The 15,915-nt window shown below is 42.1% G+C and carries 15 protein-coding genes; 8 read left to right on the top strand and 7 right to left on the bottom strand.

The genetic code is table 11. From position 1 onward, the window contains the following. Positions 1 to 20: 20 nt before the first annotated feature. From pruA to GJV22_RS20150, 3 genes are all read left to right on the top strand, one after another. Entirely contained in the window at positions 21 to 1,658 is a 1,638-nt protein-coding gene (gene pruA, locus GJV22_RS20160) for an L-glutamate gamma-semialdehyde dehydrogenase (protein ID WP_163718055.1), read from the top strand. Between the two features lie 99 nt (positions 1,659 to 1,757). Beyond that, positions 1,758 to 2,054 carry an FtsB family cell division protein gene (locus GJV22_RS20155; RefSeq protein ID WP_163718053.1) on the top strand — a complete coding sequence of 99 codons (297 nt, stop codon included), beginning with the start codon at positions 1,758 to 1,760 and terminating at the stop codon, positions 2,052 to 2,054. 141 nt (positions 2,055 to 2,195) lie between these two features. After that, on the top strand, positions 2,196 to 2,789 hold the full coding sequence (locus GJV22_RS20150) for a YqgE/AlgH family protein (RefSeq protein ID WP_163718051.1): 594 nt from the start codon (positions 2,196 to 2,198) through the stop codon (positions 2,787 to 2,789). Here the strand turns inward: GJV22_RS20150 and GJV22_RS20145 are convergent. Genes GJV22_RS20145 through GJV22_RS20130 form a run of 4 tightly spaced genes read right to left on the bottom strand, consistent with a single transcriptional unit; the run spans position 2,778 to position 6,020 of the window. Next, a complete protein-coding gene (locus tag GJV22_RS20145) occupies positions 2,778 to 3,593 on the bottom strand; it encodes an aminotransferase class IV (protein WP_163718049.1) in 816 nt (271 codons plus the stop codon). The genes GJV22_RS20150 and GJV22_RS20145 overlap by 12 nt on opposite strands. A 26-nt stretch (positions 3,594 to 3,619) precedes the next feature. Beyond that, the gene (locus GJV22_RS20140; protein WP_163718047.1) at positions 3,620 to 4,225 is read right to left on the bottom strand and encodes a rhomboid family intramembrane serine protease; all 606 of its coding nucleotides are present in this window, start codon (positions 4,223 to 4,225) and stop codon (positions 3,620 to 3,622) included. A gap of 7 nt (positions 4,226 to 4,232) precedes the next feature. Continuing rightward, positions 4,233 to 5,231 (bottom strand): DNA polymerase III subunit delta, encoded by a 999-nt coding sequence (holA, locus tag GJV22_RS20135; protein WP_163718045.1) that lies wholly within the window; start codon positions 5,229 to 5,231, stop codon positions 4,233 to 4,235. 18 nt (positions 5,232 to 5,249) lie between these two features. Next, positions 5,250 to 6,020 carry an AMP nucleosidase gene (locus GJV22_RS20130; protein ID WP_163718043.1) on the bottom strand — a complete coding sequence of 257 codons (771 nt, stop codon included), beginning with the start codon at positions 6,018 to 6,020 and terminating at the stop codon, positions 5,250 to 5,252. A 93-nt stretch (positions 6,021 to 6,113) separates the two neighbouring features. Between GJV22_RS20130 and GJV22_RS20125 the strand changes: the two genes are divergently transcribed. Beyond that, positions 6,114 to 6,584 carry a type I restriction enzyme HsdR N-terminal domain-containing protein gene (locus GJV22_RS20125; protein ID WP_163718041.1) on the top strand — a complete coding sequence of 157 codons (471 nt, stop codon included), beginning with the start codon at positions 6,114 to 6,116 and terminating at the stop codon, positions 6,582 to 6,584. Here GJV22_RS20125 and GJV22_RS20120 read toward each other — a convergent pair. The 3 genes from GJV22_RS20120 to recR are packed head-to-tail and all read right to left on the bottom strand — an operon-like array spanning position 6,579 to position 9,688. Then, positions 6,579 to 7,106, bottom strand: coding sequence for a GNAT family N-acetyltransferase (locus tag GJV22_RS20120; RefSeq protein WP_163718038.1), 528 nt, complete (start codon positions 7,104 to 7,106; stop codon positions 6,579 to 6,581). The two genes, GJV22_RS20125 and GJV22_RS20120, sit on opposite strands and share 6 nt — an antisense overlap. Then, positions 7,103 to 9,052 carry a glycosyltransferase family 2 protein gene (locus tag GJV22_RS20115; RefSeq protein ID WP_163718036.1) on the bottom strand — a complete coding sequence of 650 codons (1,950 nt, stop codon included), beginning with the start codon at positions 9,050 to 9,052 and terminating at the stop codon, positions 7,103 to 7,105. Before GJV22_RS20115 ends, GJV22_RS20120 begins: the two co-directional genes overlap by 4 nt. Before the next feature lie 9 nt (positions 9,053 to 9,061). After that, on the bottom strand, positions 9,062 to 9,688 hold the full coding sequence (gene recR / locus GJV22_RS20110; protein ID WP_262888231.1) for a recombination mediator RecR: 627 nt from the start codon (positions 9,686 to 9,688) through the stop codon (positions 9,062 to 9,064). A gap of 37 nt (positions 9,689 to 9,725) precedes the next feature. Here recR and GJV22_RS20105 point away from each other — a divergent pair, with 37 nt between their 5' ends. The 4 genes from GJV22_RS20105 to GJV22_RS20090 all read left to right on the top strand — a co-directional run. Next, positions 9,726 to 10,457 (top strand): LuxR C-terminal-related transcriptional regulator, encoded by a 732-nt coding sequence (locus GJV22_RS20105; RefSeq protein ID WP_163718034.1) that lies wholly within the window; start codon positions 9,726 to 9,728, stop codon positions 10,455 to 10,457. Between the two features lie 291 nt (positions 10,458 to 10,748). Then, positions 10,749 to 11,360: a response regulator transcription factor gene (locus GJV22_RS20100; RefSeq protein ID WP_163718032.1), complete on the top strand. Its 612-nt coding sequence runs from the start codon at positions 10,749 to 10,751 to the stop codon at positions 11,358 to 11,360. 247 nt (positions 11,361 to 11,607) lie between these two features. Further along, on the top strand, positions 11,608 to 12,483 hold the full coding sequence (locus GJV22_RS20095; protein WP_163718029.1) for a hypothetical protein: 876 nt from the start codon (positions 11,608 to 11,610) through the stop codon (positions 12,481 to 12,483). Positions 12,484 to 13,020: 537 nt separating this feature from the next. Continuing rightward, positions 13,021 to 15,915 (top strand): HYR-like domain-containing protein (locus GJV22_RS20090; protein WP_205461980.1); only part of this gene is annotated, 2,895 nt, incomplete at its 3' end.

The following is a 15,915-nucleotide window of genomic DNA, read 5'->3' as shown; positions in this document are numbered from 1 at the left end:
AATTATAATAAAAAAAAGCTATGCCAAAAGGAATCTTTAATGTGCCGGTAGCGAAAAACGAGCCGGTAAGGAGTTATGCTCCGGGATCACCCGAAAGAAAAAGTTTACAGGCTAAATTAGCCGAATTGAGGTCAGAGGAGATGGAGCTTCCGATGATTATCGGAGGAAGAGAAGTGACAACAGATCGTCGCAAGCGGATTGCGCCACCGCACGATCATAAACATACCTTAGGGTATTATTATGAAGGTGATGCGTCGCACGTGCAGATGGCTATTGATGCTGCATTGGAAGCAAAAAAAGAATGGGCGAACATGGCTTGGCAGCATCGTGCTGCAATTTTCCTGAAAGCCGCTGATTTGCTTGTTGGACCATATCGCGACAAAATGAATGCTGCGACAATGCTCGGGCAGTCGAAAAATGCTTTCCAGGCAGAGATCGATGCGGCTTGTGAAATGGCTGACTTTTTCCGCTTCGGTGTAAAATGTATGATTGATATTTATGAAATGCAACCGGAATCAGCTGCCGGAATTTGGAATTACAATGAATATCGTCCATTGGAAGGTTTTGTTTTTGCCCTGACTCCTTTCAACTTTACGTCGATTGCCGGAAACTTACCGAGTGCTCCAGCAATGATGGGGAACGTAGCTGTTTGGAAGCCTTCAAACACCGCAATCTATTCTGCTGCAGTAATTATGGAGATTTTACAGGAAGCCGGTTTGCCCGCTGGCGTCATTAACCTGGTTTACGTTTCAGGTCCGGTTGCCGGAGACATTATTTTCAGTCATCCTGAATTTGCAGGAATTCACTTCACCGGATCAACAGCTGTCTTCCAAAGTATTTGGAAAACAATAGGTGAAAATATTTATAAGTATAAATCATATCCGCGTATCGTTGGTGAAACCGGAGGTAAGGATTTCATTTTTGCCGATCCAACGGCAGATCCACAGGCTCTTGCTGTGGGGATGTTGCGTGGTGCATTTGAATACCAGGGCCAAAAATGTTCTGCCGCATCGCGTGTATATGTTCCTGAAAGTATTTGGGAAGATGTTCGCGAACGTTTTGGTAAAATGTTGGCTACCGTTAAAATGGGGCCGGTTGAAGATTTTACCAACTTTATGAATGCTGTTATCGATGAAAAATCATTCGATAAATTGGCTTCTTTTATTGACGGTGCGAGGAAGAGCGCTGACGCAGAAGTTATTTTTGGTGGTAACTGCGATAAATCGGTCGGTTATTATGTCGAGCCAACTGTAATTTTGGCTAAAAAGCCGGATTATGAAACCATGGTTGAAGAATTATTCGGGCCTGTTTTGACTGTCTATGTTTACGAAGACGAGAAGATGGATGAAACATTGAAGGTATTGGATCAAACTTCAATTTACGCACTGACCGGTGCTGTATTTTCTCAGGATCGTTACAATATTGAAAAGATTACCAAGTTCCTTGAAAACTCATCGGGTAACTTCTATATTAACGATAAACCAACCGGTGCAGTCGTTGGACAACAGCCTTTTGGCGGTTCGCGCGGATCAGGTACAAACGATAAAGCAGGTTCAGTATTCAACATGATTCGTTGGACCTCTATTCGTACGGTTAAGGAAACTTTTGTTTCTCCAAAAGATTATATGTATCCGAGCTTTTTGGCGGAAAAAGAATAAGACCCAAAATTTATTACAATATGAAGGAGATGATTTTATGCATCTCCTTTTTTTTTGTTCTCAGACTCACTATTTTTGCGAGATAACAATTGTGCTGCTATGATTAAGATGCCAAAATGGGTTCGGGGAAAATTATTGACAAAGTGGGGGATTACTTCCGTGCTTTTTTTTATTTATATTCTCCTCATTAACGAGCATAATTTGGTGCAGCATTTTCAGAATAAAGCCAAACTGCAACAACTAATTAAGCAGAAGGAGTTCCTCGAAGAGAAGATTGAAGCCGACCAAACGAAGATTCAGGAACTACAGACCAACCAAAAGAATTTAGAGAAATTTGCACGCGAACAATTTTTGATGCGCAAAGAAAATGAAGATGTTTTTGTAGTGGTTGAGTAACTTTCAAGCTTTCCCGCCTGTATTAATATGTGGATTTTGTAACCAAACGGTTATAAAATTGTAAATCTTAAACGGTTTATGTCGAAACTAGCTTTTTAATTTTTGATATATCAAAGTTTTTTCTTTAAATTGATTCAAATTATGAAGCTGAATATCAACATATTTAAAATTGAAACCAATCATGTCGAACCAAAGAAGGGGCGGATTTTGGTTGCGGAACCATTTTTGCCGGGAAGCTACTTCAACCGTTCGGTCATATTGTTGGTAGCTCACAGCGAAAAAGGAGCCGTGGGATTCATTTTAAATAAAAAGGTTGATTATCCGATCAATGAGATCATTCCAGATTTTCCTGATTTCGACGCTGAGATCTATATTGGCGGCCCGGTTAGTACCGATTCAATCTACTTTATCCACTCTTTAGGAGATGAAATCTCAGGAAGTATTCATATCAAGGATAATTTATATTGGGGTGGTGACTTTGAAGAGTTGAAAAACAAAATCAGGCTGGGGATGGTGAAACCCGGTGATGTTCGCTTTTTTATGGGCTATTCAGGGTGGGATAGCGGCCAGTTAGAAGAAGAGTTGGAGGAAAACAGCTGGTTGGTTTCCGAAATTGAAGAGCAAAAAGTGATGGATATTGAGCGGAAAAAGAAAATGTGGTTAGAAATTGTCCGTAATATCGGAGGGAAATACCTGATGTGGGAACACTTCCCGGAAAATCCGTCAATGAATTAGTAGTCGGTTGAATTCTTCAGAAATAGCCATCGACTGTTTTTTGTAATAACGCGTCATTCCAAAAGCTCTCACAAATTGCACTCCCCGAATATCGTCCGCCAGAAAAACTTCCGATGCATTGATTAAATCTTCTTCGTAAATCGATTCCACTTCCTTGAAGTTCAGGCGGATTTTTCCAGCTATTTGTTGAATAATGCGTTTTGCCGGATTGATGTAAGCACCGGTTGTTGGATGTGGTGTTATTATCGTTTGTCCATTCAGGATGAAGAGATTCGCTCCGGGAGTTTCAAGCAAACAATGTTCATTATTTAGGATCACGGGGATGATTTTTTCATCTTCTTGCAGAGCAAAAGCTATTTCCCATAAGTTTTGTGAGCCAATGACAAGTGATGAAAGTGGAGAGTCAGATTTCGTGATTTGTTTGAACAAGCAAATTTCAAATCCCTCAGGATGTAAAACATAGTCTGTTTCAGGCGATGCCGAGAGTTGAATTAAATAGCTAACAGAGTCCTGTTGTTTGAAAAAGGAGATTCGGATTTTTGCACTTCTGTAATATTTGTTCTTCACCAAACTCCGTTCAATCTGGCGCTTTAATTCCTTTCCATTATTGGCTAGCAGCGTTGGCTTGTCGATTTTAAAAAGCTGAAAACAAAGGCTCAGTAATTTCAGATGATCTTCCCAAAATAGGATGTTGCTTTTGATCACTTTCAGCTCATCCCGAAACAACAAGTTGTCAAGTTGTGTCGGGGAGAAAATGTGTTCTTCCGGTGAATAAAAATTTCCATCGTAAAGGATGTAGGCCATGCTAATATACTGCGTTGCTCCGGTCGTTAAATAACCCGAAATAGTTTATCGAGAAATATCTGAAAGTAATTGTAGTTTATAAGAATAGGAAAAATAAATCCGAAAAGGGCACCCAGAAAGTGAGCGTCGTGGGCGATGTTGTCTTTTTGTTTTCTGCTCATATAGTAGGAGTAGATGAGGTAGAGCAACGCGAAAGCAATTCCTGGAATTGGTATGATCCCGAAAAAGTAAATTGAATCCCAGGGATCGAAAAAGATGGCCGCAAACAAAATAGCAGAAACCGCTCCGGAAGCTCCGACAGCATTGTAGTAGAAGTTGTTGCGATGTTTAATCAATGCATACAAGTTGGACGCTAGCATGCCGCCAAAATAGAGCATAAGAAAATAAGCATTGGCCATTCTTCCGAAGACTGAAAAATACATTTCAATAGCCTGTCCAAACGAATACAGAACGATCATGTTGACCAACAGATGCTCCCAGTTTGCATGTACAAAGCCATGCGAAATAAGTCGGAAATATTCCCGCTGGTGCACTATTTTGCTGGCATTGAACTGAAGTTTTTCCACCAGCTCAGGTCTGCTGAATGCCATGATAGACACCAAGCAGGTTATTGCGATTATAATTATTGTCATATAGATTCTAATGTAAGATTTTGTAAATCATCTCTTTTTGCAGATCGCCAGTGCTTGATGAAACATTTCCAAGCCCTTTGGATTTCATATCGAACTCGCGTAGAGTTGATATGATTTCAACGACCTTTTTGATCGGAAATTGTTTCGCTGCTGCAATATACGATTTCACAAAGAACGGATGTACCCCGAGACTTGCAGCTGCGGCATTTTGCGATTTGTCATCAAGAAAATGATACGTCAGAATTTTCATATAAAACTGATACAAGCTTGAAATTGTTCTTGGGAACGGGTTTGCGTTTTGATTCGAAGCAAAGTAGTTAATAATTTGATTGCTCTTTAAAACATTGCGTTCCCCCAGTGCATTCTGTAGTTCGAAAATGTTGTAGTCTTTGCTGATCCCGATATTCTTTTCAATATGATCCGGTGTGATTTTCGTATTTTCCGGAAGGCTGATGATCAGTTTGTCCAGTTCGTTCGACACCTTGCTGAGGTTGGTTCCAAGGTACTCAGCCAATAACATTGAAGCCTGTGGCACGATTGTGTAGTTTCTTCTGGCGAGGTAGCCCTTGATCCAATCGGGTAACTGGTTGTCGTAGATCTTCTTGGATTCGAATAAAACACCATTTTTAGCAATCAGCTTGCTGAAGGTTTTCCGCTTGTCTATGGTTTTGTACTTGTAGTTTAAAACCAGGATAGTCGAATTTAAAGGATGTTTGGCATAGGCTTCCAAATCCTCAATCTTTTTGATATTCTGTGCTTCACGAACAATAATTACCTGGTGATTAGCCATCATTGGGAAACGGCGGGCATGAGTAATGATCGTGTCAATATCTGTGTCTTTTCCATATAAAACATGCTGATTGAATCCCTTTTCGGCCTCTGTCAAAACATGCCGGGTGATGTAGTCCGAAATTTGATCAATAAAATAACTTTCTTCCCCCATCAGAAAATAAATGGGGTGATAAATCTTTTTCTTCAGATTATCCAGAATATCGTCAAAGGTCATAGTCTGTTTTTGGAGGATTTAAAATTTCAGGTGTTTTACTGAACGGCCATTGGTTTTTATTTCGATTAGCGCCTCAATGCCTATTTTAATGTGTTTTTCCACAAAATTGGTTGTCACCCGTTGATCACTTACGTCCGTTTTTATTCCGGTTGAGATCATGGGTTGGTCGGAAACCAATAAAAGGGCTCCGGTTGGGATTTTGTTTGCAAAGCCAACTGTGAAAATAGTCGCCGTTTCCATATCAATGGCCATGGCCCTGGTTTTTTTTAGGTATTTTTTGAAACGTTCATCAAATTCCCAAACCCGGCGGTTAGTCGTAAAGACAACCCCCGTCCAGTAATCCATTTGGTTTTCACGAACCGCGGTGGAAACTGCTCGCTGGAGGTTAAAGGCCGGAAGAGCAGGAACCTCGGCGGGTAAATAGTCGTTCGATGTTCCTTCGCTGCGAATGGCTGCGATGGGAAGAATCATATCGCCCAATTTATTTTTCTTTTTCAGCCCGCCGCATTTCCCCAAAAAAAGGACTGCTTGCGGCATAATGGCGCTCAACAGGTCCATGACCGTTGCTGCATTCGGACTACCCATCCCAAAATTGATGATGGTCATATCTTGAGCAGTTGCGCTGGGCATATTTTTTTCTTCTCCAAAAACCGGAACGTCGAATTGCTCAGCAAACATCTCAACATACAGCTGAAAGTTTGTCAGTAGGATGTATTTACCAAAATCTTCGAGTTTTCTGCCAGTATATCGGGGGAGCCAATTGTCTACAATCTCTTTCTTTGTCTTCATGCGCAATCAATATATTTTTGCATTTTTGGATAAGATCTGAATGTATCCGTTTTCGGTTCAGATTCACAAAAGTACAACTTTGCATAGTTTAAAATGTCGATACAGCTAAATTTACCAACATATTCATTCCGCACCAAGCAAGTTGATGCGAAAACTCAAATCTTTGATGAAATTCGGAAAAAGTATTTGGTATTGACGCCCGAGGAGTGGGTGCGCCAAAATTTTATTCGATATTTAGTAGAAGAAAAGAAGTTTCCGGCTTCGCTGATGGCTATTGAAACCGGACTGAAACTCAATCAAAATCAATTCAGGGCCGATTTGTTGGTTTTCGGCAAGTTAGGGAAACCCCTGCTGATTGTGGAGTTTAAAGCGCCTGAGGTAAAAATTACGCAAAAAACGTTTGACCAGATTGCGCGTTATAACCTCACTTTCGAAGTACCTTTTTTAATTGTTTCGAATGGCATGACCCACTATTGCTGTCAGGTCGATTTTGACGCCAAAAACTACCGCTTTTTTCAGGAAGTACCATCATTTAGTGACCTTTGTTCCGGGGGAAATTTATAAAATTCGTTGGAAGAAATATTCATCAATCCACCCGTCGGGTAATTTTAGCCAGTCTTTTTTTGTGCCTGAAAGTTGAAACCCACACTTTTCGAACAAGCCAACGCTTGTTGGATTATTGGCTCCGATATTGGCATAAAGCTGATGGATGCCCAGAATTTCTTTGGCATAACAGCACATTAGCTGCAGTGCATCGGAGGCATAGCCTTTTTGGCGATCTTCGGTGGCGTAAATTAAAATTCCGATTCCGGCTCGTTGGTGGTAGGGTTCAAAGTCGAACAAATCGATTGCTCCAACGGGCTCTCGCTCTTTGTTTTGAATGATGAGGCGGAGCTGTTTTGCCTCGTAAATATCGCGATGAGATTCTTCGATGTATTGTCTCAGGATGAACCGCGAGAAAGGAGTCAGCGTGTTGCTAACTTGCCAAACGGACGAATCGTTCTCCCATTGGTAAAGCAATTCCAAGTCTTCCGTTTCCAGTGGGCGAAGGCTTATTTTTCCGTATTCGAGGGTAGATTGAGTCATTGTCCCAGGTTTTTCCAGTTTCGAAATATAAATTCCAGATCAGTCAAAAGTCGGTAATTTTTGGCATACAGCCGATCTTTCTCCAGTTTTTTTGCCGCACTCAAGCTTTTCTCCTGCGGGCTGGAAGGCGTTAAAATGCCCGGTTTTATTTTGGGTAAATGAAAGTCGCTTTCGGGGGGATTGGCAAATCCAATCCATGTTTTTTGTCCGGAAAGAACTGCCCGACAATTATCTCGCAGTCCCTTTGGGTTTGTGAATGTCCAGAACAAAACCGGATATAAAAGCAATAATAGAATAGCCACTTTCAGATCGAGCCACCGTTTTAGCAATTGATTGAATTTCCCGGAAAGTGGATTGGCTTCAATTTGAAGTAGTTCGCCTGAGAACTTTGGCGAATGGCTGCCAATGATTGCCAGACTTTCAGGCGGAGCAATTTTAAAGTGTACGGCTTCTTTGTTCAGGTCGAGCATGTAGTCGATAATCTCACCGGACGAAACATCTTTCCCGCTGAAAATAAGTTCATCGGGTTTGTGAACTTGAACGATTTCCCGGATTTGGGAATATTTTCCCAGGTATTCTGATCCCGGTAATTCCTCATTCGGCGAAATGAAGCCTGTTAATTCAAATCGGGTGTTGCTGCCTTGAAGCAGCGTTTCAATTCGTGTTGCTTCATCGGGAGTTGCCATCAATAAAATCTTTTTAGGCTTATAGCCTTTCAGCTTGAACGCCGGATTCGCGGATTTATTTAGCAGAAAACGTACCAATGGTAGACTTATGAAAGCCCACGTTGACCCCAACAAAATAAGGGCGCGTGAAAAACGCCAACTTTCATCCAGAAATGAATAAGTCAGCATGATTCCTAAGCTACCGGCAAGAATCCCCTGTACCAATTTTTTCAGGGATATTGGTTTTGAATAGGCTCCCAGCAGGGTGTTACATATCAGCCAGATTGCTGCGTAAATTGGAACCATTAGCTGTAGAAATTCAGGTGGAAAATGACCGGCTTCAAACTGAAATGTTTCCCAAAGCGGGATCAATATGTAAAATCCCAGAAATATAAATAATGCGTCTAATAGTGGGAGAAAAACGGCTGTGAAAACACGGTTGGTGGCTGATAGTAGCGCCCGAATGTAGATTGCCAGATTGATTGTAAAATTAAATAGCCCTGTTTGCCGGTTTGAAAAATGTTTTTTCGAGAAAATGAGCATGGCTTTGTAGAACATTTTTACATAGTTCAAGCTGCCTTTTTTTGTGCTTTCTCCTTTGTAATGAACAATGGTTGTTTTCGGGAAATAGTAGTTTTTAAATCCTTGGAGCGTAATTCGATAGGAAAGATCAATGTCTTCACCATACATGAAAAAAGTCTCGTCCAGGAGTCCCGTTTTTTCAAGTGTTGACTGGCGAAGAAACATGAATGCACCGGCTAAAATTTCAACTTCATTTACGGACTCTTCAGGTAGATGGCCCAAGTAATAACGTGCAAATTTTTTGGAGTGGGGAAAGATTTTGGTTAGTCCGAAAATTTTACAGAAGGCCACCCATGGAGTTGGAAGTCCGCGTTTCGATTCGGGGAGAAAATCGCCTTTGCCATCTATCATTTTTACCCCAAGAGCACCGGCTTTCGGATTTTTATCCATAAAGGCCAGACACTTGGTGAAGCAATCTTGTTCGACCAGGGTATCCGGGTTCAGGAGTAAAATATATTCACCCTTGGCCTGCTGAATGCCTTGGTTGTTTGCCTTTGAGAATCCGGTGTTGGTGTCATTTTTAATTAGTTTGACTGCCGGAAACTTTTCAAGAATCATCCGGCAAGAACCATCTACCGAGTTGTTGTCGACTACAATAATTTCACCATCGATTCCCTTCAACGCTTTATCGACTGAAATTAGACATTGCTCCAGGAAATGTTTGACATTAAAGTTGACGATGATGACAGATAGTTTCATACTCCGCTTTTATTGAGACAAGGAACTTTCGAAATCCATCCTGTTTTTAATAGAGCGGCCGAGTGTGAGTTCATCGGCATATTCAAGCTCATCGCCAATGGAGACCCCGCGTGCGAGGGTTGAAATTTTGACTTTGAAGTCCTTCAGCTTTTTATAAATGTAAAAGTTGGTTGTATCACCCTCCATCGTAGTACTGAGGGCCAGGATTATTTCACTGACATTGCCGTCGCGAACTCGTTCAATCAATGAATTGATTTCCAAATCAGCCGGCCCAACTCCGTCCATGGGAGAAATAATTCCTCCTAAAACGTGGTACAATCCAATGAACTGACGGGTATTCTCAATCGCCATAACATCGCGAATAGTTTCAACGACGCAGATAATTTCCCCGGTCCGGTCAGGCTGGCTGCAGATGTTGCACACCTCGTGATCCGAAATATTGTGGCAAATTTTGCAATGCTTAATTTCGGTTCGCGCCTGAATAATGCTATTTCCAAAGATTTCGACATCCGTCGTTTCTTGTTTCAGTAAATGTAAGACAAGGCGCAAAGCGGTTTTTCGTCCGATTCCCGGTAATTTGGAAAATTCGTTCACCGCGTTTTCCAATAATCGAGAAGGAAACTTTTCTGTCATCATACCCTTTTGCAATTTTAATTGTGCCCAAATTTAATAAGTGAAATTCATTTCAACCTATAAAGCGCAGATTTTATATTCCAGGCAGATTAACTATATCCGGAATTTTCCGTATATTAAGTTTGTGAAAAAGAGGATCGTAATTGTAGGTGATTACCACATATTGCGAAGGGGCTTAGAAATGTTGTTTAAAGAAGACAAGCGGTTTGAGGTGGTTGGCGAAGCATCGAATTCTGGTGAACTATACTCGGTATTGAAGGAAGAAATTCCTAATATCGTGTTGCTGGATTTGATGCTGCCGCAGGATGATGTCGTATCAATACTCAAAAATCTTAGAGATAAATTTCCGGGTGTGTTGGTGGTTGCTCTGGCTGTGGGATCAAGTGAGGGAGCCGTATTGGATGCTGTTATGCTAGGGGTTAGGGGGATAATCTGGAAAGAAAGTTCCTGGGACGATTTGATAACAGCAATTAATTGCGTCGTTGGTGGTGAAACTTATTTTGAGATGCCCACCACCCGAATGGTTAGCAAAGTTTTTGAACATTTACACAAAGTAAATATTCAAAAAACTGAGTTACTGGGACTCAGCCCCCGAGAAAAGCAAGTGTTAAAGTTAATCGCCGAAGGAAACTCTTACAAACAAATCGCGAATATCTTATCCATTAGTCCCCGAACCGTTGAATCGCACAAAAATAATATGCTTGACAAATTGAACCTGACTACCCAGGTCGACCTTGTAAAATATGCTATGCGCGCCAGACTGGTTGAATAGCGACTTTCCGTTTAATTATTTTCCAATAATTTCTGGTTTCAAATAATCCGTGATTTCACGGATACGGATGCGGAATTTTACGGATTGAAATTGGGGGTGCGATTGTTGTAACTTGCAGTCCCATTCAATCATGAAGTGAAAACTGGCACTTCAAATAGAAAACACATCAACAACCTTGGTGTGGGTACAGTGTACTAAACAAACAAGTAAATATTACTGAGACTTACTAACTAGAGGAGGGTGTATTTTATGAGAAGGCCTGTAAGACTTGCAATTTATGAAAGTTACAGTTTGTTTAGTTCTGGATTAATATCCGTGTTGTCGGAAAAAGATCAGTTTGAAATCACAGCCATTTCGAATGCCTTAAAGGAGCTATTGCCGGAGTTAAAAACCGGTTCGCCTGATGTCCTATTAGTGGATATTCTACATTGTGATAACGGTGGTATTCAATTGCTTCGCAAGATTATGCGGGCTGTTCCCGATTTGCCGGTCATTTTGCTAACCAGTATGCAATATTCTGATTGTTTTACTGATCATGTGAAGTTAGGGGTTAAGGGTTTCGTTTTTGAAAATGAAACACCAGAGGACTTAAAGGAAGCAATCCGGAAAGTATTGGCAGGTTCTAACTATCTTCCAAAGGAGATGCAAAAATGGTTGAAAGAAATTTCCCCATCCGGCAAACAAAACTCCAATGTATTACGGAAGAAAAACACGCTAACAGATCGGGAGATCTCGATTTTGAAACTGTTTTGTCAAGGGCTCACTTATAAGGAAATCGGTGAAAGATTGTTTATCAGCCCGAGAACAGTAGAAACGCATAAGAAGAATATTTTGACCAAGTTAAGGTTGAAGTCCACCGCAGAAATGGTAAAATACGCCTTCCACAACCGACTTATTATTTAAGTCCTTCTACAACGCTGAATCAGATGCGGATGGACGATTTGAATATCCGGAATTTTACTGATTGAATAAACTGAATTTATCATCTACCTTTTTTCTTGGTTTAAGCTTTAAGTGATTAAGCTTCATGAGATAACGAATTGTCAATCCTGTAGTGGTAATTTTTCAAATGTAAAAATTCAGGGAATCGCTTTTAGCTTATTTCAAGCAGTAAAATACACTCGTTGTTAATGCCTTTTTGAGATCGAATATGGAAAAGAGTAATGTCGAGATAAAATTGGATGAATTGATTATGGTTGAAAAACCATACAATATTTTACAGAACTTGGAATTAATGGAGTATGGTGGAATAAAGGCCAAAGTTTACAATGAGTATTTAGATCCCGATGAAGGAGGCCCGATGGGGGGAGCGGAGTGTGGCAGACATTTGGCAATTTTGGGATCTATTGCACTGGCATATGGTTTTCACCACAAAAGAAGGCATTATTACCTGGCTGTTCACGCTGTTTTGGAACGAAAAACCTCACACATATCCGAGTCGAATCATTTTATAGCCTATGCTATTCCGGTTCTGGCTGAAAAAAGAAAGGGTAAAATTTACGGTGAAATTTTGGATGAGCACAATGCGGTGTTGTTTACTGCAGAAGTTGAGTACATGATTATGAGCCCGGCGGTTTTTACAAAGTTTTATGAAAACTTCAAACTAGATGAAGAAATCCCGGCTGTTGAAAGTCCGTACCGGAATCGGAGGCGCCTGACCAACCTGGTGTTTAAAGGAGACCGGATCAGTGCAGATTACGGCACAATTGTTGGCTCGGAATGTGAAGGGCATTTTAAAAATTATCCGGCTTTGCCCGTTGCTGTAATCGGTGATTTATTTCGGGAACTAGGATTTGCCCTGTATAAAAAATTTTTCCCAGGCTACGATAAGATGATCAGTCCCCGAACTTCAATTCGAGCTTATCGATTGGCGTTTCACGGAGAATCGGTGGCCTTTGTGGGGCGCATTAGCAAACGGATTTCTCGTGGTGTTATTTTGGTGACAGCCGAAGCTAAAGTCGGTGACGAAATTATCTCCAGTGTCGAATTTGAAGTAAAGGGTGTTAAATCAGAAAATCATTCTTAATTGCGTTGTCAATTTCCATGTTTGTACAAACATCTTCTTCCTTTCCTGAATAGAATATATTTTTTATCCTGAAAAGCTGATTCCCAGCTTGTTCCCTATTTGTTGTTGTTGTTCTTGTTATTGTGAAAAGTTTACCGATGTGTTTTCAATGTGCAGTAGATTAGCTTGTTGTGTCGTTTTGTCTTGTTTTGTTATGTATTGTAGTTGTCCGTTGTCATGTTAAAATATACGGAATATTCCGGATTGAATTCAGTTTGGTTTTCATCTACCTTTTTTTTCGATTTTCCCAGGCTCGAAAGCCTGCTACTCTCTACCGAAGTTCCAAATTTTAGTGGAAATTATTTTAAAAGCAACTTCCTTTTCTCAACGAAAAGGATATGGGTTTTTCCCATTAGAATCAGTATGGTTAATCAATACCATAAAACTCTTCAAACCTAAAGTCTTAGTATGATGAAAATCTACTTTTTTACGAAAACAAGGCGTTACTACCGATGTTGGCGTTATGGCATTCTTATGCCTTTAATAATGTTAGCAGCGATGGTAATACCGAAAACGTCGATCGCACAAACAACGGGAAATATACAGGGTATAGCACCTGTAATGGCTCCGACGAATGGTACGGCGATTGATGGTAATGCGTACGCGAATCACGTATTCGGTGAAACTGATAACACCTCCGGCTTTCCGCAAAATTACGGGACGGCTGGAGATATCTTCTACTGGGATCTAGTGTACCCAGGCGAGGGTGGCGGTGTATTTGATATTTTGCAGATCGCGGCTCCTCCCTATTTTGATGTATCGGAAAACAGTTATCCCGGTGTGAATGATTACACGGTTGTTCGGTACATTGATGATATTACGAATAAGGATCCGACGATTTTTATTGGTTCGAATAAGATCGACGATAATCCTAATACTTATGAATGGGGTGTTGGGTCGAATCCGAACAAAAATGAGATCCAAAATGCAGGTGTAATATTTACTCGGGGTAATCCTGGTATACAGGGAATTAACGGCGAATGGGGTAATCCCGACGACCTATGGGTTTCCTGGGCTGCCGACCGGCAAGTAACCAATGGTAGTAGCTATATCGACTTTGAGTTCCTGCAAATGCCATTTTATATGGATACTGTCGGGCAGGATAATGGTGGCTATTATTATGGAAAATTTGTTTCCGATGCTGACCCGGCAACTGGTGGTCGTACACCAGGCGATATTTTGGTTACCGTTGAATTCACAAACGGTGGACCGGTAGCCAATGTTATTGTTCTGATCTGGGAGAACGTGGGCGGAACCTATCAGTATGTTATAAATAACGATTTTGTACATGGGGATATTTTAGCCACAGTAAATACGGAGAAAACCTACGTGCATTTTCCAGCATTTGGAAACGCCGAGTATGTTGAGCTTCCCGGAAGCAACGGTGGAATAGGGTATTCCGGAGTTCTTCCCTATTACGATGTTAATCAGTGGTGTGAGGGCGCTATAAATTTAAGTGCCTTCTTCGATGAGGTTATCAACCCTTGTTTTGGTATTGCGACAGTTTTTACCCGCACCAGAACATCCGGTGAATCCGGAACTGCAGAGTTGAAAGACTTTCCGGGACCACCTGCCCAAGTTAATGTGTTGAGTAATCCTCCGGTTGTTCAATGTCCGGGCGATGAAGAATACGACTCCTGTGGTGACACTGATCTGGAGGCCATGTGGGATGCCTGGAGAGTTCAGTTTGCCTATGAAGAAGGAACAGGGAACGACTATGAGCCCGTTACTGTAACAAGCGGTGATACTGATTTGCCGGAAGATCTTCCCGAAGGTGCTTCCTGCGGATTCACAGTAACGCATTGGATTAAAGCAGTAGATTATTGTGGGAAGATGGACTCTTGCGGAGCAACATTTACTATCTTGGCGGATTTGGTTGCACCTGAATTGACAGTTCCAGAAGATGTAACCGTAGAATGTGATGCAATACCTGAAGTAGGCAATGCAAGTGCAACCGATAATTGTGATGCAGAGGTTGATATTGCATACGATGGAGAAGAGATCATTGGAACGGATTGTGCCAGCGTATACACTATCGTTCGTACTTGGACTGCTACTGATGCATGTGGTAACAGTGTTAGTGCATCTCAAACAATTAGTGTTGTAGATACTACAGCACCGGTAATCAGCTGTCCAGCCGATATGATCGTAGACTGTGAGTTCGACGGCGAATCCGGCATGGCAACAGCAACAGACAACTGTACCGCCGAAGGCGACATCGTGATTGGTTATGTAGATTCATCCGATTTGGATGACTGCGGACTGGGCATGATTACCCGTACGTGGACCGCTACCGACTGTGCCGGCAATTCATCCAGCTGCGAGCAGATGATCACAGTAAAAGATGACGAAGCACCTGTTATCAGCTGTCCTGCCGATATGATCGTTGATTGTGAGTTCGACGGTGAATCAGGCATGGCTACAGCCACCGATAACTGTACTGCAGAAGGCGACATCGTGATTGGTTATGTAGATTCATCCGACCTGGATGACTGCGGACTGGGCATGATTACCCGTACGTGGACCGCTACCGACTGTGCCGGCAATTCATCCAGCTGCGAGCAGATGATCACAGTAAAAGATGACGAAGCACCGGTAATAAGCTGTCCTGCCGATATGATCGTTGATTGTGAGTTCGACGGTGAATCAGGCATGGCAACAGCCACCGATAACTGTACCGCAGAAGGCGACATCGTGATTGGTTATGTCGATTCACCTGCATTGGATGACTGCGGCCTGGGCATGATCACCCGCACATGGACCGCTACCGACTGTGCCGGCAATTCATCCAGCTGCGAGCAGATGATCACAGTAAAAGATGACGAAGCACCGGTAATAAGCTGTCCTGCCGATATGATCGTAGACTGTGAGTTCGACGGCGAATCCGGTATGGCAACAGCAACAGATAACTGTACCGCCGAAGGCGACATCGTGATCGGTTATGTCGATTCACCTGCATTGGATGACTGTGGCCTGGGTATGATCACCCGCACATGGACCGCAACCGACTGCGCCGGTAATTCATCCAGCTGCGAGCAGATGATTACAGTTAAAGATGACGAAGCACCAGTAATCAGCTGTCCAGAGGATATGATCGTAGACTGTGAGTTCGACGGCGAATCCGGTATGGCAACAGCAACAGACAACTGTACAGCCGAAGGCGACATCGTGATTGGTTATGTAGATTCATCCGATTTGGATGACTGCGGACTGGGCATGATTACCCGTACGTGGACCGCTACCGACTGTGCCGGCAACTCATCCAGCTGTGAGCAGATGATTACAGTTAAAGATGACGAAGCACCAGTAATCAGCTGTCCAGAGGATATGATCGTAGACTGTGAGTTCGACGGCGAATCCGGTATGGCAACAGCAACAGACAACTGTACAGCC

Origin of the sequence: Mangrovibacterium lignilyticum (genome assembly GCF_010882175.1) — a bacterium.
GTDB classification, from domain to species: Bacteria; Bacteroidota; Bacteroidia; order Bacteroidales; family Prolixibacteraceae; genus Mangrovibacterium; species Mangrovibacterium lignilyticum.
The sequence above is the reverse complement of the archived record's forward strand: the minus strand, read 5'-3'. Positions and strand labels throughout refer to the sequence as shown.